This window comes from Micromonospora nigra, assembly GCF_900091585.1.
GTDB lineage: Bacteria > Actinomycetota > Actinomycetes > Mycobacteriales > Micromonosporaceae > Micromonospora > Micromonospora nigra.
Map to the genome: position 1 here is coordinate 3,785,965 of NZ_FMHT01000003.1, position 23,362 is coordinate 3,809,326.

Consider the following 23,362-nt stretch of genomic DNA (forward strand, 5'->3'; position numbering starts at 1 on the left):
CCCGACGCACGGACGCGTCGAGCTACGCTAACGTTGAGGACTGTACGGCATGTACCGATCAAGGTACAAGCGGGAGGGAGCGGGTGAGGACCGCACAATCTCCGCCCTCGCGTTCGCGCAAGTTCGCGGAAGAGATAGTTTGATCTCGACGGTCAGTCCAGCTCAGGCGGTGGAGGTGCAGGTGAACGACCCGATCGACATCGAGCTACTGGGGCGGCTCGTGCACGCCGAGCGCCTCAGGCGAGGACGGCTCAGCCTCCGCGCTGCCGCCGAGCAGGCCGAGGTGCCGTTCAACACGCTGGCCCGGGTGGAGAAGGGCGACCTACCCGACCTAGCGAACTTCCGGCGCATCGTGCACTGGCTCGGCCTACCGCCCGAGCGGTTCTTCCAGCCGCCCCGGATCAGAACCGAGAACACCCCCGAACTCATTGCCCACCACCTCGCCCGCGACCCGAATCTGACCGACGCCGCCGCCGAGAAGATCGCCGGGCTCGTCCGTGAGCTATACACCAGCCTTGTCGGCAAGCAGCAGCCGATACGCGTACACCTTCGGGCCTCGGCAACGTTCAAGCCAGAAGCCTCGCGTAAACTCTCCAGCCTACTTCAGCAGTTGCAGCAGAAGCTGGAATCCATGCCGCGAGCGGAACACTAGGCGGACGAGGCGGGACTTCAATGCGACGAGGCTTCAAGACCGAGGCCGAACGACTAGCCGACCGGACCCGAGCTGAACTCGGGCTTGAACCGCATGCTCACATGTCGATCCGTGACCTCGCCGCGCACCTCGATATCAAGATCTATCCTGCGGACCATCTCGTTGACCGTGCAGATCTTGAGGAGCTGGACGAATTGCAGCACGGGGCGTTCTCGGCGGCGACGTTTCACCTGCCCGGCGGCCGGACCGTCATCGTATGCAACCCGCTCAGCGAGATCGGGCGGACCAACAGCGACATCGCGCACGAGATCGCCCACGTGCTCCTTAACCATGAGGTCCGAGAGATCCAGCAACTCGCCGGTCACACCTTCTTCACCTGCAACCCCGAACAGGAAGAAGAAGCGAACTGGCTTGCCGGCTGCCTGCTTCTACCTAGGTCGCTACTGCTCCGAGAGGCGTATGCCGCGTCAACCCCCGACCTGATTGCGGCAAAGCATCACGTGAGTGTGCCAATGGCCAGATATCGCCTGAATGCGAGCGGTGTGCTCCTGCAAGTCCAACGCTCTCGCCCCCGCCGCAGTTCACGACAGTAGCATCAAGATCGGAACACTCGGGACAGGCGCAATGCCTTGCCCCGGCGGCATTCTGGGGTCTACGTCCCCCGTTTACCCCCCGAAAACCCCTGCCTACGGGTGACAAGAAGTGATCGCGAACGGTTATTGATCGCTCGTGTCTGAGCAGCTCAGCGCACAGTTTCGATAGCCAATGACAAGTCTGGCACCGCTACTTTCGGTAACCGTGTGTCGCAGGTTCGAATCCTGCCGGGGGCACCTCGAAGATCAGTCAGAACGCCGTCTGAGCAGCGAAGACGTTCCCGTGTCGATCGGGCGGCCTGCGCAGCCGAATGCCACCCGCCGAAGGTCACCCCGTCGCCGCCGCTTGCAGCCATGCGTGCAGAGACGGCGCGATCTTGGCCGCACGGGGACGGCTGTTCGTGCAGGTCAGCGCTCTGTCGAGGATTTGCTCGCCTTTGTGATCATCATCGACCCGCCAGGAGCCGGAGTTGCGGTACTTCCCGGCTCACCATGAGCGGCGCGGAGCAGTGCTGACAGGACCCGGATGAAGGCCGGACGAGGTTGGTCTGGGTGTGGAACTCGCCCGGGGTCTCTGTTTCGGGACAGTAGTAACCGAGGTGGAGCCGAATCCAGGGAACTCGGGTGAGGGCAGCGCCGGGCTCATTCCGTTTGGCGTCGTGGAACGGCGCCCACCAGTAGTCGACCACCGTACGCAGGCTGGTCTGGTCACGTTCTTCCGAACGATGTCTCGGCATGCCCGCGTGCCGTGGTCCCTGCCACAGCAGCGGCAGAAACCACGGCGCCCAGGTCGTCACCGCGACCGTCCAGATGATGACCCCGGTGTTCGCCTGCCTCAAGCCTGCTCGACGGCCATGTCAGCGCGGGTAGTAGACGACCGCGCGGCTGACACCCGGAACCAGGCGGATCGACGCTGCTATGCGGCCGCGGTCATCGAGGTCGACGACCTCGCCGTCCCTGCTGACCCCGGCGAGGCTGAGGTCGTGCAGGACGCCGCGCCGCCACAGCGCCGGGCGGGCGCTTCCGTCGGCGGCCTCGGAGGTGGCCAGGATCTCGCCGCGGTTGTTGATCGCCTGCAGTTGGGTGAAGCTGCCGCCGAGGGTGCCGACGTCCAGGGCACGGCCGTGCCGCCAGAGGATGCCGCGCACGGACTGATCGGACGAGAAGTGCCAGCCGATCATCCAGCCGCGGTCGTTGAGGGCGTACGTGTTGCTGCGGTCGAAGGGGCCGGCACCGAGGTCGGTGACCCGGCCACGGTGCCACCAGGCGGCGTGGAAGCCGCCTGGCACGTGCACCCCGCCGGAGACCTGGCCGCGCTCGTTGACGTCGGACACATCGCCGAGGGGCAGGGGCCGGACGCGGCCGTTCGTCCACAGGAAGGTGCCCGCGTTGGTGCGGCCCACGACCTGACCGCGGTCGTTGATCGCCGCGGGCAGGGCGGACGGGTCGCCCAGCGGCCGCAGGACACCGTGGTGCCAGACATACCCGCCGGAGCCGCCGCCGAGGTAGCCGACGACCTGGCCGCGGTCGTTCACGTCGACCGGGTACAGGGCGCCGAGATCGATCATCCGGCCGTTGCGCCAGAGGAAGCCGCGGTAGGTGCCGTCGGCGGTCTGGGCACGGCCCACCACGTCGCCGCGGTCGTTCATGGCGCTGGCGTAGCTTGTGTCGCCGCCGAAGGTGCCGAGGTCCACCAGGCGGTAGCCGGCCACGGCACTGGGCGCGGCGGACGCGGCGACTGCGGTGGGTGCGACGGCGGTGGGCGCGGCGGGTGCAGCCGTCAAGGCGGCCGCGAGCAGAGTGGTGGTGAGGATGGCTGGCATGGGACGGCTCCCTCCGGAGCGTCGCCGGGCAAACGTGCGCTCAGCGTAGGCGCGCCACGCCGCTGCGCCAGGATGCTGTCACACAGCCGACAGCGGAGTTGGCCGGTGACTTCACCTTCTCCGGGTGAGGCGGTGACGGCTTGTCAGAAGGCATGGTGGCTCTGAGGAGGGGTTGCGATGGCCGACGTCACGCAGGAGTTCTTCCGCAGCCTTGCGCAGCGCGGGCACGATCGCCGGTTGTCGGCGATCCACCAGGGCAGCGTGCGGTTCGACATTGGCCGGGACGGGCAGGTCGACCATTGGCTTGTCTCCATCGCGAAGGGCGACGTCACGGTCTCTGAGCAGGAAACGGGCGGGGACGCCGTCGTTCGGGCAAATCGGGCGGTCTTCGACCGCATCGCCAGCGGGGAGGCGTACTTCCTGACCAGCGTGCTGCGTGGCGAGGCGATCGTGGAGGGCAGCCCACGAATCTTCGCGGCCGTCCGGAGGTTGTTTCCGCCGCCGCCTGATTCGCTGGGCCGCGCGAGGCGGGGCGATGACCATGGCTGAGGACCAGGTCGGCATCCTCGACGGCACCACGTTCATCGTCTGCGACCGAACGGGGGACATCGTTCCGTCGGCGGACGCACCGCACGGCCTCTTCGCTGACGACATCCGACTGTTGTCGAAGTGGGTGCTGACAATCAACGGGGAGCGCCTGAGCACCCTCTCTATCGACGACGTCCACTACTTCGAGAACCGGTTCTATCTGGTCCCGGGCGGCCAGGACGTCTATGTCAACAGCACGGTGACCGTGCTCCGGACACACAACCTCAACACGGGCCTGTACGAGGATCTCGTCATCGTCAACAACGATCGGCGACCGGTCGACCTGACTCTCAGAGTCGAGGCGGACGCCGACTTCGCTGACATTTTCGAGGTCAAGGACGGGGCAACGCCGAAGAAGGGCCGGTACTATCGACGTACCGACGACGGACGACTGGTGCTCGGCTACGAGCGGGAGCGTTTCCGGCGGGAGACGATCGTTTCTTCCTCCGTGCCGGCGACAGTGGACGACGACGGCCTGACACTCGAGGTGCACATCGGGCCGCACAGCCAATGGTCTGCCCGACTCAGCGCCCTGCCGGACCTTCCCATGCCACGAGGGCTGGAGCGGCTCACGATTCCCGGCCGAGCAGTGCGAACGGGAAGAGACAAGCAAGGCGATCTCCTGGAATGGTTGGACCAGGCACCCCAACTGGAGTGCGCCTGGGAGCCACTGCGCGCCACGTACCGGCAGAGCCTCATAGACCTGGCCTCCTTGCGGTTCAGCCCGTTCCTCGCCGAGGACAAGAGCGTGCCCGCCGCCGGGCTGCCCTGGTTCATGGCGCTGTTCGGTCGCGACAGCATCCTCACCAGCTTCCAGGCGCTGCCGTTCGCGCCCGAACTCGCCGCCACCACCCTCCAGGTGCTCGCGTTCCGGCAGGGCAGCCGCGTCGACAACTTCCGGGAGGAGGAACCCGGCCGGATCCTGCACGAGCTGCGGTACGGCGAGATGACCATCTTTGAGGAAAGCCCGCACAGCCCCTACTTCGGCAGCGCGGACGCCACTCCGCTGTTCCTCGTGCTGCTCGACGAATACGAACGGTGGACCGGTGACGAGGACCTCGTCCGCTCGGTCGAACAGGAAGCCCGCACCGCGATCGACTGGATCGACACCTACGCCGACCTGACCGGCACCGGGTACATCTCCTACCAGCGGCGCAACACGAGGAACGGCCTGGAGAACCAGTGCTGGAAGGACTCCTGGGACAGCATCTCCTACCGCGACGGCCGCCTGCCGGACTTCCCTCGCGCGACCTGCGAACTGCAGGGGTACGCCTACGACGCGAAGAGGCGCACCGCCAGGCTCGCCCGCACCTTCTGGAACGACCCGGCGTACGCCGACCGGCTGGAGCGGGAAGCCGCCGACCTCAAGCAACGCTTCAACCGCGACTTCTGGATCGCCGACGGCGAGTACGTCGCCCTCGCCCTGGACGGTGACGGCCGCCAGGTGGACGCCATGTCGTCGAACATGGGTCACCTGTTGTGGAGCGGCATTCTCGAGGAGCCGAAGGCAGCGGCCGTGGTGCGGCACCTGATGTCACCTGCCCTCTTCAGCGGCTGGGGCGTGCGCACCCTGGCCCAGGGCGAGGCCCGCTACAACCCGATCGGGTACCACGTGGGCACCGTCTGGCCCTTCGACAACTCGTTCATCGCCTGGGGGATGCGGTGCTACGGCTACGCCGAAGAGGCGGCCCGGATCGCGGCCGGAATCCTGGACGCGGCGGCCTTCTACGACGGCCGTCTGCCCGAGGCGTTCGCCGGGAGCCCCCGCGCTGAGACGAGGTACCCGGTCAACTACCCGACGGCGTGCAGCCCTCAGGCGTGGTCCTCCGGGGCTCCGCTCCTCCTGCTGAGAGCGATGCTCGGACTCTGGCCGATCGGTGAAGACCTGGTGACCAGGCCTGCTCTGCCCGCTAAGCTCGACTGGGTGGCGCTGCTCGACATCCCCGGCCGGTGGGGGCGCCTCGACGCTTTCGGCAGAGGGCCGCGCGCCGGCCGTGGCCGCGGACACCAGCCGACGCCGCAACAGCTCTCCGCCCCCTGATAAGAGGGGGATACTTGCCCGAGATCGACCCGACACGGACGGCCGTCCTCGCCGTTCACTGGCAACACGAGGTCGTCAGTCCGGACGGACTGTTCGGCTCTCTCTTCGCCGAACAGGTCACCCGGCACCGTGTCCCGTCGTACGCGGCACGGATCGCCGACGCCGTCCGGTCCGGCGGGGGCCTCGTCGTCTACACGCGTGTCGCATACCGACCCGGCTATCCGGACCTCATCCCCAACACGCCCGCCTTCGCGTTGATCCGGGAGCAGAGGGCCTTCCTCGAAGGAAGCCCGAAGACCCAGATCATCGACGAAGTCGCGCCGCGGGCGGGCGACGTCGTCGTCACCCATGCCCGGCTCACCGGGTTCTTCGGCACCGACCTGGGTACGATCCTGCGCGCCCGGGGAATCGAGAACGTCCTCTTCACCGGCGTCGCCACCAACCTCTCCATCACCGGCACCGCCTTCGAGGCGGTCAACCACGGGTACCGCATCCTGATCGCGTCCGACGCCTGCACCGCGGCGACAGACGAGATCCACCAGGCGAGCCTGGCGACCCTGGGCCAGGTCGGTGAGGTGGCGAACGTCGACGACATCGTCCTCGCGGTCACCTGACCAGAGACCGGATCCTGTGGAGGACGCTTCACGTCCCGCACCCGGCGAGGTGGTGGCCTACGGCCCCACCGCTGGCTCAGCGGCCCCGTCACCCTGGTCGCGACGGGGCGCCGGGCGCCCCGCCGAACGGCGGGCCAGCGGATACGGCCCAGGTCCAACCGGGGGCCGGGGCGCGGGTCAGCGGTCCACCGACGCCACCCGTCCGGTGACGGAATTCCCGGTCAGCTCGCTCACGCCCAGCGCGGGATCCGGTTCGGGGATGGCCCATTCCCGGGCGGCCACGGTGACCGCCGCCTCGGTCTGTGCGGCTGCGCCGGCACCCCAGCCGCACAGTTCACCGACGAGCCGCGGCGGTACCAGGATCCGGCGGTGCACGGTGCCGGTCGCCGGGTCGGGCGCCGGCGGTCCGACGGTGGTGACCGCAGCCGCCATCCGGACCCGGGCCACCGGCCGGCGGCCGGGTTGGTCGTCCACCAGGTATCCGATGTGTACGGGGTCGGTCATCCCGAGCTGGGTCTCCTCGGCGACCTCCCGGATCGCGGCGGCGACGGCGTCCCGCCCTTCGTGCGGTTCGAGGGTGCCGCCGGGAAGACCGACCGTCCCGGCCACGTCGACGTAGCCGACGACCCTTCCGTCGGGGACGAAGAGCCACACCCAGCAGTGCCGGATCGGCAGCTCCGCCGGGACCGGTCCGGTGTGCCAGGTCCAGGCGGCGCCGCTGTGCAGTCGCGGGGCGATCCGGTAGCGGCCCATGGCAGCCAGCACCGCCGGCACCTCGCCCTGTTCCAGGTACGCCGTCGTGCCCCCGGCGCGGGCCCGCAACGCGGTGTCGATCCGGTACGCCTCGACGGGCGCGGTCCGGGTGGACAGTTCTCCCGGCGACACCAGGACCGCTCTCCCGCCGGCCTCGATCCGCCGGACCGCGGAGCCGCCGACGTCACCGCCGTCGAAGATCTGGTACGCGCCCTCGTTCGTCCAGTCGAGCAGGAGCGGGCCGCCGACGCGGGGGGTGAGCCCCACGGCCTCGTCGACCGCCCGGGTCGCCGTCTGGCGCGGCGACTCGCCGGCCGTCGGTACGGCGGTGGGCAGTGTCCAGTGCCCCGCCCTGGTGGGCACCAGGAGTATCCGGCCGTCGGGGTGGGTCACCAGGACGGCGACGGCCGGTGGGCCGGCGGGCCCGGTCATTCCGGCACGCCGACCGCGCCGATCTCCCGAAGGAGCATCGCGGTCGCCTCGGGCAGTCGCCGCATGTCCTGGGTGAGCCGGTAGCAGGGAACGGACGTCAGGATCTGGTCGATCAGCCGGCGACGGCGAACCGTGTCGGTCCGGGGGAACCAGTCGGCGAGGAACGGGTCGTACTTCGTGCCCTCCCGCTCGACGTGCTCGGCGAGGGCGTCGGCTGCGGCGGGTCGGCTCAGTCTGGTCAGCTCCGGCTCGCCGTTATCGGCGAACGTCGGAAAGACCAGGGCGTCGACAGCGGCGGTGGCCCGTAGCTCGGCACCGACGGTCGCCGCCAGTTCCGTGGCGCGTACCCAGATGGAGCCGGGCAGGCGGGTGCCGGTCTCCGTGTTGATCGACTCGACGGTGCGGTGCCGCCCCTCGAAGGCGTTGGTCGGGTGGCGGGCGTCGGCGAGAAGGCCGGCCAGGGCCGGGTACGTGCGGGCGAGCGCGAGCAGCGAGTCGGTGCGGACGTTGACGGTCCGAGGGGAGCCGTAGCCGAGGAGGCCGGATTCCGGTCCTTCGACGACGGCGAGGTCGTCGTTGGAGACGAAGGCTGCCCCACCGTGGACCAGTGCGCTCAGGATGCTCGACGTCTTGCCGGATCGCTTGCCGCCGACGAAGCCGACGCCCCGCCCGCCCGCGATCACCAGTCCACCGTGCAGCAGCAGGTCACCGGCGGCGTAGGCCTGCCAGCGCAGCAGGTGCCGGACGGAACGCAGCAGGTGCTGGGTACGCCAGTCGCCCGCCTGCCCGACCACGGTGACGGCCTGCCGCTCGTCGTGCACCCAGAGCACCCGGTCCGGCTCGTACGCGGAGGTCGTGACGATCCTTCGCCAGCCTGGTCCGGTCGGCGCCTCCCGGGTCACGTGCACCGACGGCAGGTGCGGTGATGGGTCCTGGTCAGGCACGAGGTCGACGAAGGGGCCGAACAGGGCGGCGAGGTCCGTCAGGTCGTCCGCCGGGGCGGTCACCTGCACCGCGCCGGAGACTGTCCGTGCCCGCGCAAGGAGGTGGTCGCTCACAGCGGCAGCGTCTCCCAGTGTCGGTCCCGGAAGATCATCGACTTGCGGGGACCGGCCGAGCCCTGGTACTTGCCGGAGTAGAGGGTGATCTCCCCCTGCGGCTTCCAGAAGCTCATCTGCGCGATCCGCATCCCCGGGTAGACCCGCAGGGCCAGGGTCGAGAAGAGTTGGAAGGTGATGGTCCCGATCGAGCCGATGTCGATCAGGTCCGCGGTCACGTGGACGAAGAGTCCGGCGCGGGCCGTGCTCGACTTGGCGTGCACCATCGGCACGTACCGGGTGCTGCCGACGATCTCCCGGGACGATCCGAGGCAGAAGCTCATCGGTTCCAGCAGCAGCCCCTCTTCGGGGATCTTGTGCTCGGTGACCTCCGGCTCCACCCGGGGATCGATGATCGGATCCCGGTAGCGCAGGATGGTGTCGTCCAGCGACAGGTCGATGCTGTTCGGGTTGAGGCACCCGGGGTCGAACGGCGTCACCGTGATGTGGTTCTCGTCGATCTGACGCCGGATCTCGTGGCCCGTGAGGATCACCGTAACCCCCGTACCTTCTCCTGGTACCGCACGTTCTCGTGCAGCTTCGACGGCATCGGTCGGTCGTGTTGCCCGTACCAGCCCTGGTAGGGCAGGACGTCCCCGGTGACGGACCAGAAGGACACCTGTCCGATGATCTGCCCGGGGTAGACGTAGATGTCCAGCGCGGGAAGCAGTTCGAGCGTCCACCGGTGTACCGCGCCGCAGTGCCCGAGGTCCGCCGAGAGCTGCACGAACAGGCCCAGCCGGCCGATCGAGCTGCGCCCGATCAGCGAGGTGACGTACCGGGTGCTGCCGATCCGCTCCAGTGTGTGGCCGAGGTAGAACCAGCCCTTGCGGAGCAGGAAACGACCGTTGGTCGGTTCCATCCGTTCCTGCTGTGGCCCCTCGCCGTCCTCGCTGCCGGAGCGGACCCGGTAGATCTCGGGTCCCAGCCGGTAGTTGTAGCTGTTCGGGTTGACCCGGGCCTCGTCGAAGGGGTCGATGACGATGTCACCCCGCGTGACAGCTTCGGTGATCGCCGAACCGGTGAGGATCATCGGCCCACCAGGGTCGCCAGGTTGCTCTCCACCAGGGCCCGGAAGTCCTCGTCGAGGGTGACCGGCGACCCCCAGTTGCGCCACTCGTGCTGTCGCTGTGGCTCCCGTACCGCGTAGAACGACAGGATGCCGAGCAGTGCCCAGAGCTCGAAGTGGGGTACCAGCTCAGCGTCGTGCGGGCACACGGTCCGGCTCGCCGCCGCCAGGAACGGCGCGTGCTGTTCGCGGTTGCGCAGGTGGGCGCTGATCGCACCGACAGCCTGCGCCGGGGTGGACCGCCCGGCGATCGGCACGTTGAGCACCACCAGCCGGCCGTCCGGCACCACGACGAAGTTCTTCAGGTTGGCGTCGATCGCCACGGTCCGGAACGGGGCGGGGTTACGGGCCGCCGCCGCCGCGAAGCCGCCGGAGAGCCAGTCGTCGACGGCCGCGCCGACCTTCGTGCCGTCGTAGAAGGGGCGCACCCGGCCCCAGTAGCGGTTGGCGTAGTGCTCGACGAACTCCCGGTGGGTGCCGAGCACCACCGGCTCCCGCTTGTACAGGCCGAAGCCGTCGTACATCTCGGGTAGTTCCCGGCAGGCGAGCGCGAACGCGCAGAGCTGGTCGACCAGCTCCGGCGTGGGTGGCACGCCCTGCCCGTCGGCGATCAGCGAGGCGAGGTCGCGCCCCGGCAGGTACTCGGAGAGCACGGCGTCGAACGGGTCCCCGTTGCCGACCTCCCACACCCGCAGGATCCGCTGCACCGGCACCAGACCGGCGAGCCGTTCGTTGGCCTCCGCGAGGTAGGACAGCGGGATGTCGGTGTCGGTGACGTGTTTGACCACGGCCACCCGTCCGGCCGTCGCCACCCGGTACACGACGTTGTTGGAGCCGCTCAGCTCGCTGACCTCGGCGTCGGGGAACTCCGCCTCGATGAAGGCCCGGAACGTGTCCACTCAGTCACCAGTCCCCACGGTGCGGTCGTTGCTCTTGGCGTTCGCCCACTTGGTGCCGACGTACTTGTGCGGCAGCATCTCGGCGAGGCGGACGAGTTCGTACCCGTCGCCGGAGCCGAGCACGACCCGGATCTCCGGGCCGTAGTCCAGGAGCAGTTCCCGGCAGAGCCCGCACGGCGGCACCAGTTTGATCTCACGGTGCGGCTCCGAGGGTTTCGGATGCCGTACGGCGAGCGCCACCCGCAGGTCCGTGACGCCCGCCTCGCAGGCCCGCCCCAGCGCCACAGCCTCGGCGCATATCGATGCCCGGCCGACCATCGCCTCCAGGTGGATGCCGGTGAAGACCCGACCGTCGCCCGCGACGAGCACCGCACCGATCTGGTGGCGGTTCTCGACGTACCGGGCGGAGATGGTGGCGCGGGCCCGCGCGACGAGCCCGCCCAGCCACTGGTCGCGTTCCTCGTCGCCGTGCGCCCGGGTGGTGTCGGCGACCAGCTTGTTCGCCAGGTCGGCCAGCTGGGCCCGCAGGTCGTCGAGGGTGCCGGAGTTGTCCACCTCGAAGTCCGCGACCACCGATTCGCCGCCTGCCTCGGTGGGGTGGTCGTCCTGCCCGGCGATCCGGTCGCCACGGCCGTACTTCCGTGTGCGGCGCAGCTCGTCCGGCGCGGTGATCCGGACGATCCGGAAGCCCTGCTCCGCCAGGCCGGGCAGGTCGACCGGCCTGGCGTCGTCGCAGAGCAGCGTGTCCGCTCCCGCCAGCAATGCGGTGCCGCACCGCTCGGTGAAGTCCGCCAGCAGGAATCCGGGTACGGCCCGGCGGAAGTGCGTGCCCAGGAAGTTGAGCAACGCACCGTCCTGCTGGCCGGGGTCGAGTGCGCTCCCGGCCCGGTCGTAGAAGCGCTCCTGCACGTCGTAGAGCGGGGCGGCGGTCTTCACGACAGCGACGGTGCGCCCCGTGCCGGCCAGGGCCTCGCGGAGCAGACCCGCGCTGGTCGACTTACCGGCCCCGGGCAGGCCGAACAGAGCGACCCGCAGCGGGGCCAGGAGAGCGGTGGTCATCGGTATCCCGTTCCTCAGGAGCAGACGAACACGGAGTTCTGCTTGCTGAGTTCGAAATAGCCCACTTCGGCGATGCGTGCCTTGACCTTCGCCTCGACCTCGGCGTAGAGCTGGTCGAACATCGAGTCCGGGTAGTCGTCCGCGGCCATCGCCCGGGCGCCGCAGAACCTGTGTCCGGTCGCGTAGAACGTCATGTAGGGCTCGGCTGACTCGAACCGCAGCGCATCGACGTACGGGCGCTCTTCGACCGTGCCGAACTGCCGGGACAGGATCTCCTGCGCGTTGTCGAGCACCATCTTGCCCCGTCGGGTGCGGGGCAGGCGTGCGATGAACTCGGCCGGGAATCCGACCGTCTCCATGGCGTCGAAGTGCATCTGGTACATCTCCGGCATCGAATGCCGGGCTTCGATCGTCACGATGGCGTGGCCGCCGGGCTTCACCAGTCGGGCGATCTCGCCGCACACCAGGTCGGGGTCCTCGATGTAGTGGAAGATGAAGTTGGCCATGACGCGGTCGAACGTTCCGTCCGGGTACCGCGACAGGTCCTCGGCCCGGCCCTCGACGAACTCCAGCGGGGCCCAGGAGATGGTGACGTTGCGCTGCGCCAGCTCCAGCATCGCGGGGGAGATGTCCACCGCCACGGCACGACCGCCGTAGCGCAGCCGGCTTGCCACGTCCCGGAGGATGAAGCCGTTGCCGCAGCCCAGGTCGAGCACGGCCTCCCGGCCGGTGAGGTCGAGGCAGTCGAGGATGTGGTCGACCATCGTGGCGCGGTTCTGCCGGTACACGTTGTGGGTCATCTGTTGCGTGTAGAGGGCCGTGTTGCTGCCGAAATGCACGCGGATGTAGTCGAGCCCGAAGTCAAAGAGCTGTGTCGGAGTCGAATGTGCATTATCGACGTTCATGGATCCTCGCTTCGTGTCGGGTCTGCGTGACGCGGAGGCCGCGTCAATTCCATCCGCGCATGCTATTGACGGAGGTATTACAGAACCACAAGACGGTTCGAGTCAAGGGCGCAACCGGCTGCCGTTGATCGTGCCGTCTTTGTGAATCCCCGCGAGCCGGCCAGCTCCGCCTGGCCGGTGGGGGCAAAGTGACCGAGACGCTAGCACCCGCCAACCCACCTCGGTACCCCCTATTGGTAGCCGACAATACTACTGGTCGGTAGGTCGGCCAGGTGTTTTAGGGGTGCGGGGTGACCGAGGTGGGGTCGCGGGCCGCCAGTGCCGGCGTAGGGTGCCTCTGTCGCGGCGTTTATGCAGGTCGCACAGGGACGGTGATCGGATGCGGCTGTCTGATTGACCGGCAGGGGGTACGAAAGTATGAACGAAGGGCTCGACGGAGCCGTGCTAGAGTCCCCGACTACCCCGGGTGGCGTGTTGCCCAATCGCAATGGCGTTGGGAACGCGACGTGATTCGGGATTGAGTGGGCGGGTTTCCGTGACGACGGGTCGACGCATACGACGGAAACGTTCTGTCGTCGCTTCGCGCAGCCCTGTCGGGCCGAACTGGGACGGAGGTGGGGAGAACTGTGCTCAGAATCGACAGCCTCTCGGTCACCTACGCCGACCGCACCGCTCTGCGGGACGTTTCGCTGACCATCGACCCCGGTCAGGTGCTGGGTCTGCTCGGCCCGAACGGGGCCGGCAAGACCACCCTGATGAACGCCGTGGTGGGGGCGGTGCGACCCAGTGCCGGTACGGTCACGGTCGATGGACTGGACGTGGCCCGACACCCGAGGCGGGCCCGCGGTCGCATCGGCTACGCCGAGCAGGAGATGGCGGTCTTCCCCACCCTCACCGCCCGCGAGAACGTCAGTGACTGGGCGGCGATCTGCGGAGTCGGCCGGCGTCAGCGGGCCGAGGCCGTGGCCACCACCCTCAGCGCGCTCCTGCTCGACGAGGTGGCCGACCAGCCGGTCCGGACGCTGTCCGGTGGTCAGCGCCGCCGGGTGCACTGCGCGATGGCGACCGTGGCGCGACCACCCCTGCTGCTGCTCGACGAACCCACCGTCGGCGTGGATCCGGCCACCCGTCGGGCCGTGCTCGGCCATGTGCGCGACCTCGCCGCCGCCGGCACCGCCATCTGCTACTCCACGCACTATCTGCCCGAGGTCGAGGCGCTCGACGCCGATATCGTGCTGCTTGCCCGGGGCGCCATCGTGACCCGGGGGGCGGTCGCCGAACTCATCGACCGGTACGGCAGCACGGTCATCGACCTGCGGCTGCTCTCCGACGACGGTGGGATCCGTGCGGTGTCCCGGCAGGTGACCGGGGCGGAGGCACTCCCCTCCGTCCTCCAGGAACTCGGTTCCGACCTCGACCACCTCGTCGGCGTCGAGGTGCGGCGGTCCACCCTGGACGAGGTCTTCGACCGCGTCGTCGCCACCGCCGCACCGGCGGACGGACCGCCCGGCGAACCCGCAGAGGTGCCCGCCGATGCGTCGTGACCTCGCCACCGCCGGCCTGCTCGTCGCCCACGAATGGCGGCTTCAGCGCCGGGACCTCGTTCCGCAGCTCATCCTCACCGTGATGCCCCTGGTGCTCATGGCGTTCCTGCTGCCCACCTACCGGGACGCGATGACGCTGGCCGGTTCGGCCCCCGGCCCCGGCCCCATCACCGGTGCGGAACAGGCGGTGCCCGGCCTGGCGGTGATGTTCTCGATGTTCCTCGTCGCGCACGTCGGGATGGTGTTCTTCCGGGACCACGGCTGGAACACCTGGAACCGGCTGCGGGCCACGGCGGTCGGTGTTCCGGTGCTGGTGCTCAGCAAGGCCGCCGTGCCGCTCGGCCTGCTGGTCGCCCAGTTCGCCATTCTCCTCACCGCCGGCCGGGTCCTCTTCGGCCTGCGGATGCGTGGTTCGCTCGTCGCCCTGGCCCTGGTCGTCGGCATCTTCGCCGCCTGCCTGGTCGCACTCGGTGTGCTCGGGTTCGCCGCCTGCCGGACGGTGGTGCAGATGACCTCTGCCGCGAACGTGCTGGCGCTGGTGATGGCCGGCCTGGGCGGCGCACTCGTGCCGCGGGACCTGCTGCCTGCGTGGGCCGCCCCGTTCGCTCCGGCCACCCCGTCGTACTGGGCGGTCCGTGGGCTCCAGGAGGTCATCTCCGGAGGGGCCGGCGTCGCAGGGGTGGCCACCGAACTGGCCGTCCTGGCAGCCTTCGCCACCGTCTTCGCGCTCCTCGCCCTCGTCATGCTCAAACCGGACCAGCGGAAGGTGTCGTGGTCATGACCGGTCAGGTCAGCGTCGAGCAGGCGCTCGGCGTCGTCGGGCTCACCCTCTCCGAGGTCGTCACGTTGGGCGGGACCGTGCTGACCGCCGGCCCGGCGTACCTGGTGGGATCGCTGGCCGGCGGGCTCGGCAACCAAGGCAGTGACGTGGACATCCACCTCCTGGTGCCCGGCATCGACAAGCCCAGCCCGGCGTTCCTGTTCTTCGCCGGCCAGACTCCGATCGACATCGAGCACTACCCGGAGAGCATGCCGGCCGCCATGGTCGCCGGTGCGCTGGCGTACCCGGCCCGGAAGCTGCCGATCGGGCCGGTCAGTCTCGCCCCGGCGCCCGGCCGGCGGACCCGCCGCACCGCCTCCCGATGGCTCAACGCGCTGCCGTTGGAGCCGGACCAGGGCCCGATCTTCGACCGGACAGGTGCCGAGGCGGTCCGCGCGGTCCTGGTCCGCGCCTCGCTCGACCAGGTGCTCCAGCTCTGGGCCATGGCCCGGCTGGCCACGCAGGTCGACGCCGAGGCCGCCGGCTACCTGTGGGGCAGGACCGGCCGGGAGGTGCTTGAGCTGCGCTGCCGGGCCCGGGGTGACGTGCTCACCAGCGAGAAGTGGCTACCGGACCGGGCCGCCCGGCTCGGGTTCGGCCCCGCGTTCAGCCGGTCCCACTACACCTGCGGCAGCGAAGCCGACCTGCGGGAACTCGTCGCCGACGCCGGTCTGGCCGACTGGGACCCGTGGCGGCTCACCGCCGGGCGGACCGAGCCGCAGCGGCGCCGGATCCGCCTGGGGCGGACGGACTACGCGTTGACCCGCCACGGCCGGCTGATCGCCGACGCGTTGACGGCCGAGACGAGCGTGGCCGACCTCGCCGCGCGGGTGCCGGCGCAGCGGCTCCTGCACGCCATCCGCAACGGCGAACTCGCGCTCGAGGTTTCCGGTGACGCACTGGGAGAGGTGCTCCATGACTGACGCCCGTGCCGGAGGCACCGACCTCACCTGGCTGATCACCCACGGCGCCGGGATGGCCTGGCAGTACGCCATGGCGGTCCAGACCGCGCTGACCGACATCGACGCGGCGTTGGCCGCCGAGAACCACCCGGCCTGCGTGGAGTCCTGCGCGGTGGCGCTGCGGGCGATCACCTACTGCGAGCAGGTCGGGGCCGGATACCTGGGGCGACCCACGCACGTCGAGCACCACGTGCACCTTGCCCTCACCGACTCACCGGCCGCGCGGGCGCTGCGGCGTCTCCCGCCGCCTGCCGGGGCGACCCGGGCAGAGGCGGAGGCGGCCCGTCAGGTCGTCCGCGAACAGGACGAACGGCTGCGAGCGTCGTTGCCGGTGGACATCCCGGTGCTCCGGACCGCGTCGGGGTTCTTCCCGACGGTGGGAATCGCGGGAGCGCTGGAGAAGCTGCGTACCGAGCACGGCCTGGGCCCGATGGACTGGGACCAGTGGGGGATCTAGCACCGACGACGGAGGACACATGCCGACAGTGACGACGAGCCACACCAGTGACGCGGATCCCGGCGAGGTGTGGAGCGCACTGCTCGACAGCGAGTCGTACGCGAGCTACATGGCCGAGGTACGCGCGATCAGCATCGTCGAGTGGACGGGCGACCGGCGGGTGAGCCGGTGGTCGGTGCTGCTCAAGGGCTCCGAACTGGAGTGGGAGGAAGAGGAGTTCATCGACCACGAACGCCGCCGGATCGAGTTCCGTCAGATCGACGGTGACCTTGCCTACTTCACCGGGCACTGGCAGGTCAGCACCGACGAGCGGGGCACCACCGCCGAACTGCACGTGGAGTTCGACATCGGCATCCCGATGATGAGCGAGATGCTGAATCCGGTGGCGGCCCGGGCGCTGGAGGACAACTCCCGGGCCATCCTGGAACACCTCGGGGACCGGGCCCGCGCCGGCACCGGCACCCAGGGGCAGCCGTGAGCGACCCGCGTACCGGCGACGCCTCGCCGGAGCGGCTCGCCCGGGAGACCTTCCGCCGGTTGCGGACGCACATGTCGCCCGCCATGGCGCTGGCCGGCCGCTTCGCCGGCCGGGGCGCGGTGGAGGTGGCCGGCGAGGGCTGTGTCGTGCGGCTCTCCGACGGCAGGCGGGCGCTGGACTTCGGGTCGTACGCCGTCACCCTTCTCGGCCACCGCAACCCGGCGGTGGTGGCGGCGGTGACCGAGCAGTTGACCACCATGCCGGTCTCCACCAGGGCACTGGGGAACCCGGTCGCCGCCGTCGCCGCCGAGGAGGTGGTGCGCTACCTCGGCGGGGTCCTGCCCCGGGTCTACTTCGGCACCAACGGTGCGGACGCGGTGGAGGTCGCCGTCAAGCTGGCCCGGCTGGCCACCGGCCGGCAGACGGTGCTGGCCGTGCGCGGCGGGTACCACGGCAAGACCATGGGGGCGCTGGCCCTGACCTGGCATCCGAGGTTCCGGGCCGGACTGGAGCCACTGCTCGGCGGGGCCGCCCACGCCGACCCGGCCGACCCCGACGCGGTACGCCGGATCGCCGCCGCGGGAGACCTGGCCGCCGTGATCTTCGAGCCGGTGCAGGGCGAGAACGGTGTGGTGCCGCTCGATCCCGCCGTGCTGGCACAGTGGACGACCGACGCGCACGCGGCCGGAGCCATGGTGATCTCCGACGAGATCCAGGTCGGTCTGCGCCGGGGCGGGGTCCGTTCGATCGCCCTCGACCTCAATCTGCACGTGGACGCGGTGCTGCTCGGCAAGCCGCTCGGCGGCGGCGTGGTGCCGGTCTCGGCGGCCGTCTGCGCCGAACGCCTCTACCGGCCGCTGATCGAGGACGCCTTCCGGCACAGCGCGACCTTCGGCGCGCAGCCGCTGGGCATGGCGGCCGTGCCCGCGGCGCTGCGGACGATCGAGGCGTACGCCGACGACGGCGCCCGGATCTGCGCCGCGCTGGCCGACGGGCTGGCCGGGCTGCGCACCCGCCACCCCGACGTGGTGACCGAGGTGCGCGGCCGGGGCCTCATCTGGGGCGTGGACTTCGCCACCGCGGAACACGCCGGTGAGGTCGCGTTCGGGTTGATCGAGCGGGGCCTGCTCGTTTCGCACTGCCTGAGCCGTCCCGAGACGCTGCGGCTGCTGCCCCCGATCATCACCACCGACGCCGAACTGGCGCAGGCCCTCGACGCCCTCGACGGCGCGGTCGGTCACGCCCGCGAGGCCGTGCTCACCGCCCGACCGGTCGCCGCCGACGCCGGGGTGACGTCGTGAGTGAGCTTCTCGACCAGGCCGACGACGGGTGGCCGGACGTCTCCGCCGACCTGCCGGCCGACGCGCTCGCCCAGATCGCCGCCGGGGCCGAGGAGGCCGACCGGACGGGCCGGCCCGCGCCCGGTTCGCTGGACCTGCTCCGGTCCCTGAACTGGCCGGGCCTGGCGGTGCCGGAGAAGTTCCTGGGCGGCGGGGCGGACCTGCTGCGCTGTTGTGCGCTGCAACGGGCCCTCGGGGCGGCCGACCCCGGCCTGGCGGTCGCCGTGAACATGCACCTGTTCTCGGTCGGCCTGATGGTCGAGCACTGGCGTCGCCGTGGCGACACCTCGTGGCTGCTGATGGAGGCGATCGCCACCCAGAACCGCCTTCTCGCCTCGGCCTTCGCCGAGCCGAACCTCGGCGGCTCCACCACCCGTTCGACGATGCGCGCCGCAGAGGTGGAGGGCGGCTGGCGGGTCTCCGGCCGCAAGCGGCCGTGCTCACTCGCCGGCGAGGCGGACCTGATCTGTCTCCAGGTGCAGACCGCGACCGTGCCCTCCCAGGTGCTCGTCGCGCTCCTGCCCACCACCGCACCGGGCCTGTCGGTGGTGCGGGACTGGGACGCGCTGGGCATGCGCGGCTCGGCCTCGGACACCCTGGTCCTCGACGAGTGCTTCATCCCGAAGGAACTGGTCTTCTACCAGGCCCGCGCGGGCTCCGAGGAGGACGACGTCTTCGCCGCCGGGGTGATCTGGTTCGCGTTGACCGCCACCTCCTGCTACCTCGGGCTGGCCCGCAGCGCCCTGCGGCACGCCGGCGGGTTGCTGCACCGGCTGCGGATCGCCCACCTCGGGCAGAGCCGCGCCGAACTTCCCAGCTACCAGGCGACCCTGGGAGACCCGGTGGCCGACCTGCTGACCCTGGAGGCGGCCTGCGCCGACGTGGCCCGCCGGATGGACGCCGGGGCGGCCCCGGAACGGCTGGTGGCCACCGCGCTCGCGGTCAAACAGCAGGCGGTCCGGGTCGTTCCCGCGCTGGTGGGCGCCCTCGCCGAAGCCTGCGGTGGTGCCTCGTACGCCCGGTCGCTGCCGCTGGAACGACTGTGGCGGGACGCGCAGGCCATCCGCTTCCACCCACCGACGCCGGCCGCCACCCGGCAGTACCTGGCCCGTACGGCGCTCGGCATCCCCTCCTCCCTGGACCTCGACGAGGCGGCGCCGGGCCTGCTGGCGCGGGACGACGAGAAAGGCAGCGATCATGCAGCGAGCTGAGCTGGCGGAGGTCGTCCGCGAACGGGTCGCCGGTGTGCTGGGTGTGCCGGTCGAGGAGATCGACGAGACCACCGACCTGCGTCAGACGTACGACGTGGACAGCCTGGAGTTGATGGAGATCGGCGCCCGGCTGGAGAACTCCCTGGACACCCGGTTGGCCGCCGAGGACCTGCTGGGGATGGAGAACGTCGGGAACGCCATCGACCTGCTGCACGAACGCCTTCGGGAGCGGCCGTGACCGGGCGGATCCGGGTCGCGGTGACCGGCATCGGGGTCAAGACCCCGGCCGGCAACGACGTCAAGGAACTGGCCGACCGGCTGGCCGAGGGCCGGTCGACCGCCGCCACCGTGCCGGAACTGGCCGCGCACGACCTGGCGGTGACGTTCGCCTGCCGGGTTCCCGAGTTCGACCACACCCCGTACGTCACGCTCCGCGAGCTGCGACAGCTCGACCGGACGACGTACCTGGCGGTGGCCGCCGCCACGGACGCGGTCACCGCCGCCGGGCTGAACCCGCTACCCGACCCCGAGCGGGTCGGAGTCAGCGTCGGCATCGGCGCGGGCGGTCTCGTCGCGGCCGAGGAGCTGATGGGCGAGTACGGCGACCGGCCCACCCGGGTGCCCGCGTACACGGTGCCCCGGATGATGGCGAACGCGGCGGCGGCCCGGGTGGCGATCCGGATCGGGGCGCGCGGTCCCGCCCTCACCTACGTGTCGGCCTGCGCCAGCGGCGCGGCGGCGATCGGCGAGGCGATGCAGAAGATCCGCTCCGGCGAACTCTCCGTGGTGGTCGCCGGGGGCAGCGAGGCCCCGGTCTCGCCCGTGGTCGTCTCCTCGTTCGCCCGGATGCGGGCGATGTCCGAACGCAACGACGACCCGGAGGCGGCGTCGCGGCCCTTCGACGCCGCCCGCGACGGCTTCGTGATGGGCGAGGGCGCCGCCTTCCTGGTGCTGGAGAACTGGACGCACGCGCGGGCCCGGGGCGCGGAGATCCTGGGCGAGCTGCTGGGGTACGGCGCCAACTCCGACGCCCACCACATCGTGGCCCCCCGGCCCGACGGGACGGTCGCGGCCACCTGCATGCGCCGGGCGCTGGCCGACGCCGGCCTCACCCCGGCGCAGGTGGGCCACGTCAACGCGCACGGCACGGCCACCCCGCACAACGACCTCGCCGAGGCACTGGCGATCGTGGACTGCTTCGGCCCGGAGGGTCCCCCGGTCACCGCGTCGAAGGGGGTGCTGGGGCACTCGCTCGGGGCGGCCGGCGCGGTGGAGGCGGTGGTGACGCTCCTGTCGGCCGTGTCCGGGGCGGTGCCGCCGGTGGCAAACTTCGTCCGCGGCGACGAGACCACCGCCCTGCTCGACGTGGTCTCCGGTGCGCCCCGGTCGATTCCACCGCAGCCGGCGCTGTCCAACTCGTTCGCCTTCGGCGGGCACAACGTGTCGCTGGTCCTCGCGCCGGCCGTCAACGGGGAGGGAAGCTGACATGCGAGTGTTGATCACCGGTTCGGCCGGTGTGGTCGGCCAGGAGGTGACCCGGGAGCTGGCCGCGCGGGGTGTGGAGTTGACCCGGGTGACCCGCCGTCCGGCCGGCCCGAACGACGTGGGCTGGACCCTGGGGGCCGAGGCGCCACCGGCTGCGGCACGGGGGCCGTGGGATGTCGTGGTGCACACCGCCGCGTCGACCCGCTGGAGCATGAGCCGCGACGAGGCGGTGGCGGCGAACGTCCGACCGCTGGAAGCCGTGCTCGACCTGGTCGACGACCGGACCCACCTGGTGCACGTCTCGACCGCGTACGCCGACGGGGCGGAGCCGGACGAACATCCCGTCCCCTCCGCCTTCGGCCGCTACCGCAACGGCTATGAGTGGTCGAAGGCGGAGTGCGAGACGTTGGTCCGGTCCGGTCACTCCGGGCCGCTGACCGTGGTGCGCCCCCCACTGATCATCGGGGCTCGCGCCGACGGGGCGATCGGCCGGTTCACGGGCCCGTACACCCTGATGCAGACGCTGGTGTCGGGGCTGGCCGCCGCGGTCGTCGGCGACCCGGACGGCTACGCCGAGCTGGCTCCGGTGGACCAGGTCGCCGAGGTGGTCGTCGCGGCGGTGCTCGGCGTGCCGCCGACCGGGCAACGGACCGAGGTGATCGCCGGGGGGACGGAGTGCCTGCGTCTCGGCGACCTGCTCGACATCGTCTGCACGACGATCAACCAGTGGCGTGCCGAACGGGGGATCTCCCCGATCGCGGCACCGCCGTTCATCGCCACCCGGCGGTGGCACCGCTTCTTCCTTCCCCTCGCCGAGCAGCACCTGTCTCCGATCCAGTTGCAGGTGGTGCAGCTCCTCGGGATGTTCGAGAGCTACACCAGCCTCGGTAAGCCGTTCGAGCCGACCCGGCAGGTCGAGGACCCGGGCGCGGTGCTGGCCCGTTCGGTCCGCTGGTGGGCCGACCGGAAGCCCCGGCTGGCCGCGCGCATCCCGGAGCCGTGGAAGCTGATCGACTGAGGGCCGGGGCGCCGGACCCGCTACGACGCGGGTCGGGCGGCGAGCTGGGCGGCGGTGCTGATCACCTGGTCGATCAGGCCGTACTCGCGGGCCTGCTCTGCGGTGAACCAACGGTCCCGGTCCCAGTCCCGCTGGACGTCGTCGATGCTGTGCCCGCTGTGCCGGGCGATCAGTTCCTGCATCGTCCGCTTCACGTGCAGCATGTTCTCCGCCTGGATGGTGATGTCGGCGGCGGTGCCACCCATCCCGCCGGACGGCTGGTGCATCATGATCCGCGCGTGCGGCAGCGCGTAACGCTTGCCGGCCGTGCCCGCGCACAGCAGGAACTGCCCCATCGAACCCGCCATGCCCAGCGCCAGCGTGGCGACGTCGTTGCGGACGAACCGCATCGTGTCGTAGACCGCCATCCCCGCGCTCACCGAGCCGCCCGGCGAGTTGATGTAGAGGCTGATGTCCCGCTTCGGGTCCTCCGCGGCGAGCAGCAGGATCTGGGCGCAGATCCGGTTGGCCGACTCGTCGGTCACCTCGGTGCCGAGGAAGACGATCCGCTCCTTCAGCAGCCGCTCGAACACCTGGTCGCCGAAGCCGCGCTGCCCCTCGTCGAACATCCTGATCATCGCTCCGCCCTCCGCCGCGCCGGCGGGCGACCTGGCGCCCGGCTACCGGCTTCCCCAAGCCTGCGTCGGTCGGCGGATGGGCTCCCAGCGATTCTGCCCGCGGCAGATCGGCCCACGGCAGAACCACATGGCCACCTACCGGGCGGTCAGACGGCGTCGGCCCGACCGGGCCCGCCGTCGCGCCAGCGCCCTGGCGGTACGCGGGCCGGTGCGCCCGCCCGCAGCGGAGGGGAGCAGCCGGACCCGCAGGCCGGTGGCACCCGCCAGGCCGATCGGCGCAAGGGACGGAACCGACCCGGGGGTGCCCGCAGGCGCCCCGCCCACGTGCAGCAGCCGACCGGTGGACACCGGCCACGGCAGCGGACCGCAGTCGCCGACCCGCGACGGCCCGGCCCCCACGTGTGCCGCCGGCCCGCCCGGATGGAAGCCGATCCGCAGGCGCGGGCCGGTGGTCCCGCCGCGGGCGGTGGGTACCCGGTCGACGGGGACGGCACCAGTTGCGTAGCCGACCGGGGCGCGCCGTTCCACCCGGCGCAGGTCGTCGCGCGCCTCCTCCAGCAGGTCGGACAGCCCGATCCCCAACGCGCGGCAGATCGCGGCCAGCACCTCCGAGGATGCCTCCTTGCGCCCGCGCTCCACCTCGGAGAGGTACGGCAGCGACACGCCGGCCGCCTCGGCCACCTCGCGCAGCGTGCGGCCCTGGCGCTGGCGCACCCTGCGCAGCACCTGACCGATCACCCGTCGCAGCAACGACATGCGTGCCTCACTCTCGCCGGTCGGCCGGTGACCCCTCCCATCATGCCCGCCCACCGGCCGGCACGTCGTCCCCGTCGACTCGCCACCCCGCCGTGTGCGACAGCGCGTACCGGCTATGTTGTGGGCGTGCAGGCGACGGAGGCGGGGCA

At 70.7% G+C, this 23,362-nt stretch carries 25 protein-coding genes; 15 read left to right on the forward strand and 10 right to left on the reverse strand.

The features are described from left to right. Nucleotides 1-181 precede the first annotated feature (181 nt). Both GA0070616_RS16310 and GA0070616_RS16315 read left to right on the forward strand, forming a co-directional pair. Nucleotides 182-652, forward strand: a complete 471-nt coding sequence (locus GA0070616_RS16310; protein WP_139128924.1) for an XRE family transcriptional regulator — start codon at nt 182-184, stop codon at nt 650-652. 101 nt (nt 653-753) lie between these two features. Beyond that, complete coding sequence (locus GA0070616_RS16315) at nt 754-1,245, forward strand: ImmA/IrrE family metallo-endopeptidase (RefSeq protein WP_217628210.1); 492 nt, start codon at nt 754-756, stop codon at nt 1,243-1,245. A gap of 857 nt (nt 1,246-2,102) precedes the next feature. On the opposite strand, the gene GA0070616_RS16320 is transcribed toward GA0070616_RS16315, so the two are convergent. After that, a complete protein-coding gene (locus tag GA0070616_RS16320) occupies nt 2,103-3,068 on the reverse strand; it encodes a hypothetical protein (protein WP_091082903.1) in 966 nt (321 codons plus the stop codon). 177 nt (nt 3,069-3,245) lie between these two features. Here GA0070616_RS16320 and GA0070616_RS16325 point away from each other — a divergent pair, with 177 nt between their 5' ends. Genes GA0070616_RS16325 through GA0070616_RS16335 form a run of 3 tightly spaced genes read left to right on the forward strand, consistent with a single transcriptional unit; the run spans nt 3,246 to nt 6,311 of the window. Beyond that, nucleotides 3,246-3,617, forward strand: coding sequence for an SCP2 sterol-binding domain-containing protein (locus tag GA0070616_RS16325; RefSeq protein WP_091082906.1), 372 nt, complete (start codon nt 3,246-3,248; stop codon nt 3,615-3,617). Next, on the forward strand, nt 3,610-5,697 hold the full coding sequence (locus GA0070616_RS16330; RefSeq protein WP_091082910.1) for an amylo-alpha-1,6-glucosidase: 2,088 nt from the start codon (nt 3,610-3,612) through the stop codon (nt 5,695-5,697). Before GA0070616_RS16325 ends, GA0070616_RS16330 begins: the two co-directional genes overlap by 8 nt. A gap of 14 nt (nt 5,698-5,711) precedes the next feature. Beyond that, the gene (locus tag GA0070616_RS16335; protein WP_175440101.1) at nt 5,712-6,311 is read left to right on the forward strand and encodes a cysteine hydrolase family protein; all 600 of its coding nucleotides are present in this window, start codon (nt 5,712-5,714) and stop codon (nt 6,309-6,311) included. Nucleotides 6,312-6,488: 177 nt separating this feature from the next. Here GA0070616_RS16335 and GA0070616_RS16340 read toward each other — a convergent pair whose 3' ends face one another. Genes GA0070616_RS16340 through GA0070616_RS16370 form a run of 7 tightly spaced genes read right to left on the reverse strand, consistent with a single transcriptional unit; the run spans nt 6,489 to nt 12,420 of the window. Further along, complete coding sequence (locus GA0070616_RS16340) at nt 6,489-7,496, reverse strand: NUDIX hydrolase (protein WP_091082915.1); 1,008 nt, start codon at nt 7,494-7,496, stop codon at nt 6,489-6,491. After that, on the reverse strand, nt 7,493-8,554 hold the full coding sequence (locus GA0070616_RS16345) for a hypothetical protein (protein ID WP_139128926.1): 1,062 nt from the start codon (nt 8,552-8,554) through the stop codon (nt 7,493-7,495). Before GA0070616_RS16345 ends, GA0070616_RS16340 begins: the two co-directional genes overlap by 4 nt. After that, nucleotides 8,551-9,087, reverse strand: a complete 537-nt coding sequence (gene dcd / locus GA0070616_RS16350) for a dCTP deaminase (protein WP_091082921.1) — start codon at nt 9,085-9,087, stop codon at nt 8,551-8,553. The genes GA0070616_RS16345 and dcd overlap by 4 nt, the downstream gene beginning before the upstream one ends. Then, nucleotides 9,084-9,626: a dCTP deaminase gene (locus GA0070616_RS16355; RefSeq protein ID WP_091082925.1), complete on the reverse strand. Its 543-nt coding sequence runs from the start codon at nt 9,624-9,626 to the stop codon at nt 9,084-9,086. Before GA0070616_RS16355 ends, dcd begins: the two co-directional genes overlap by 4 nt. Beyond that, complete coding sequence (locus GA0070616_RS16360) at nt 9,623-10,561, reverse strand: phosphotransferase family protein (protein WP_091082929.1); 939 nt, start codon at nt 10,559-10,561, stop codon at nt 9,623-9,625. Before GA0070616_RS16360 ends, GA0070616_RS16355 begins: the two co-directional genes overlap by 4 nt. Beyond that, a complete protein-coding gene (locus GA0070616_RS16365) occupies nt 10,562-11,620 on the reverse strand; it encodes a cytidine deaminase (protein WP_091082933.1) in 1,059 nt (352 codons plus the stop codon). A 14-nt stretch (nt 11,621-11,634) separates the two neighbouring features. Beyond that, the gene (locus GA0070616_RS16370) at nt 11,635-12,420 is read right to left on the reverse strand and encodes a class I SAM-dependent methyltransferase (RefSeq protein WP_175440102.1); all 786 of its coding nucleotides are present in this window, start codon (nt 12,418-12,420) and stop codon (nt 11,635-11,637) included. 731 nt (nt 12,421-13,151) lie between these two features. On the opposite strand from GA0070616_RS16370, the gene GA0070616_RS16375 reads away from it, so the two are divergent. From GA0070616_RS16375 to GA0070616_RS16420, 10 genes are read left to right on the forward strand one after another with little or no spacing between them, the layout of a single operon-like run. After that, the gene (locus GA0070616_RS16375) at nt 13,152-14,069 is read left to right on the forward strand and encodes an ABC transporter ATP-binding protein (RefSeq protein ID WP_139128927.1); all 918 of its coding nucleotides are present in this window, start codon (nt 13,152-13,154) and stop codon (nt 14,067-14,069) included. Beyond that, nucleotides 14,059-14,850, forward strand: coding sequence for an ABC transporter permease (locus GA0070616_RS16380; RefSeq protein ID WP_091082941.1), 792 nt, complete (start codon nt 14,059-14,061; stop codon nt 14,848-14,850). The genes GA0070616_RS16375 and GA0070616_RS16380 overlap by 11 nt, the downstream gene beginning before the upstream one ends. Further along, nucleotides 14,847-15,812, forward strand: a complete 966-nt coding sequence (locus GA0070616_RS16385) for a hypothetical protein (RefSeq protein ID WP_139128928.1) — start codon at nt 14,847-14,849, stop codon at nt 15,810-15,812. Before GA0070616_RS16380 ends, GA0070616_RS16385 begins: the two co-directional genes overlap by 4 nt. Continuing rightward, complete coding sequence (locus tag GA0070616_RS16390) at nt 15,805-16,308, forward strand: hypothetical protein (RefSeq protein WP_091082947.1); 504 nt, start codon at nt 15,805-15,807, stop codon at nt 16,306-16,308. Before GA0070616_RS16385 ends, GA0070616_RS16390 begins: the two co-directional genes overlap by 8 nt. Before the next feature lie 19 nt (nt 16,309-16,327). Continuing rightward, nucleotides 16,328-16,786, forward strand: coding sequence for a type II toxin-antitoxin system RatA family toxin (locus GA0070616_RS16395; protein WP_091082950.1), 459 nt, complete (start codon nt 16,328-16,330; stop codon nt 16,784-16,786). Next, on the forward strand, nt 16,783-18,087 hold the full coding sequence (locus tag GA0070616_RS16400) for an aspartate aminotransferase family protein (protein WP_217628211.1): 1,305 nt from the start codon (nt 16,783-16,785) through the stop codon (nt 18,085-18,087). The genes GA0070616_RS16395 and GA0070616_RS16400 overlap by 4 nt, the downstream gene beginning before the upstream one ends. Further along, a complete protein-coding gene (locus tag GA0070616_RS16405; protein WP_091082952.1) occupies nt 18,084-19,337 on the forward strand; it encodes an acyl-CoA dehydrogenase family protein in 1,254 nt (417 codons plus the stop codon). Before GA0070616_RS16400 ends, GA0070616_RS16405 begins: the two co-directional genes overlap by 4 nt. Next, the gene (locus tag GA0070616_RS16410) at nt 19,324-19,575 is read left to right on the forward strand and encodes an acyl carrier protein (RefSeq protein ID WP_091082955.1); all 252 of its coding nucleotides are present in this window, start codon (nt 19,324-19,326) and stop codon (nt 19,573-19,575) included. Before GA0070616_RS16405 ends, GA0070616_RS16410 begins: the two co-directional genes overlap by 14 nt. Further along, complete coding sequence (locus tag GA0070616_RS16415) at nt 19,572-20,822, forward strand: beta-ketoacyl-[acyl-carrier-protein] synthase family protein (RefSeq protein WP_175440103.1); 1,251 nt, start codon at nt 19,572-19,574, stop codon at nt 20,820-20,822. The genes GA0070616_RS16410 and GA0070616_RS16415 overlap by 4 nt, the downstream gene beginning before the upstream one ends. Before the next feature lies 1 nt (nt 20,823). Continuing rightward, nucleotides 20,824-21,840, forward strand: a complete 1,017-nt coding sequence (locus GA0070616_RS16420; protein ID WP_091082959.1) for an SDR family oxidoreductase — start codon at nt 20,824-20,826, stop codon at nt 21,838-21,840. Between the two features lie 20 nt (nt 21,841-21,860). Here the strand turns inward: GA0070616_RS16420 and GA0070616_RS16425 are convergent, their stop codons facing one another. Both GA0070616_RS16425 and GA0070616_RS16430 read right to left on the reverse strand, forming a co-directional pair. Then, on the reverse strand, nt 21,861-22,457 hold the full coding sequence (locus tag GA0070616_RS16425) for a ClpP family protease (RefSeq protein ID WP_091082963.1): 597 nt from the start codon (nt 22,455-22,457) through the stop codon (nt 21,861-21,863). Nucleotides 22,458-22,592: 135 nt separating this feature from the next. Further along, nucleotides 22,593-23,213 carry a helix-turn-helix domain-containing protein gene (locus tag GA0070616_RS16430; protein ID WP_091082967.1) on the reverse strand — a complete coding sequence of 207 codons (621 nt, stop codon included), beginning with the start codon at nt 23,211-23,213 and terminating at the stop codon, nt 22,593-22,595. Between the last annotated feature and the right edge of the window lie 149 nt (nt 23,214-23,362).

Excerpts from the sequence above, each read along its gene's own strand:
- GA0070616_RS16315 (WP_217628210.1), top strand. The coding sequence starts at position 754 with ATGTCGATCCGTGACCTCGCCGCGCACCTCGATATCAAGATCTATCCT.
- GA0070616_RS16320 (WP_091082903.1), bottom strand. The coding sequence starts at position 3,068 with ATGCCAGCCATCCTCACCACCACTCTGCTCGCGGCCGCCTTGACGGCT.
- GA0070616_RS16325 (WP_091082906.1), top strand. The coding sequence starts at position 3,246 with ATGGCCGACGTCACGCAGGAGTTCTTCCGCAGCCTTGCGCAGCGCGGG.
- GA0070616_RS16330 (WP_091082910.1), top strand. The coding sequence starts at position 3,610 with ATGGCTGAGGACCAGGTCGGCATCCTCGACGGCACCACGTTCATCGTC.
- GA0070616_RS16340 (WP_091082915.1), bottom strand. The coding sequence starts at position 7,496 with ATGACCGGGCCCGCCGGCCCACCGGCCGTCGCCGTCCTGGTGACCCAC.
- GA0070616_RS16355 (WP_091082925.1), bottom strand. The coding sequence starts at position 9,626 with ATGATCCTCACCGGTTCGGCGATCACCGAAGCTGTCACGCGGGGTGAC.
- GA0070616_RS16365 (WP_091082933.1), bottom strand. The coding sequence starts at position 11,620 with ATGACCACCGCTCTCCTGGCCCCGCTGCGGGTCGCTCTGTTCGGCCTG.
- GA0070616_RS16370 (WP_175440102.1), bottom strand. The coding sequence starts at position 12,420 with ATGACCCACAACGTGTACCGGCAGAACCGCGCCACGATGGTCGACCAC.
- GA0070616_RS16380 (WP_091082941.1), top strand. The coding sequence starts at position 14,059 with ATGCGTCGTGACCTCGCCACCGCCGGCCTGCTCGTCGCCCACGAATGG.
- GA0070616_RS16385 (WP_139128928.1), top strand. The coding sequence starts at position 14,847 with ATGACCGGTCAGGTCAGCGTCGAGCAGGCGCTCGGCGTCGTCGGGCTC.
- GA0070616_RS16390 (WP_091082947.1), top strand. The coding sequence starts at position 15,805 with ATGACTGACGCCCGTGCCGGAGGCACCGACCTCACCTGGCTGATCACC.
- GA0070616_RS16395 (WP_091082950.1), top strand. The coding sequence starts at position 16,328 with ATGCCGACAGTGACGACGAGCCACACCAGTGACGCGGATCCCGGCGAG.
- GA0070616_RS16410 (WP_091082955.1), top strand. The coding sequence starts at position 19,324 with ATGCAGCGAGCTGAGCTGGCGGAGGTCGTCCGCGAACGGGTCGCCGGT.
- GA0070616_RS16420 (WP_091082959.1), top strand. The coding sequence starts at position 20,824 with ATGCGAGTGTTGATCACCGGTTCGGCCGGTGTGGTCGGCCAGGAGGTG.
- GA0070616_RS16425 (WP_091082963.1), bottom strand. The coding sequence starts at position 22,457 with ATGATCAGGATGTTCGACGAGGGGCAGCGCGGCTTCGGCGACCAGGTG.
- GA0070616_RS16430 (WP_091082967.1), bottom strand. The coding sequence starts at position 23,213 with ATGTCGTTGCTGCGACGGGTGATCGGTCAGGTGCTGCGCAGGGTGCGC.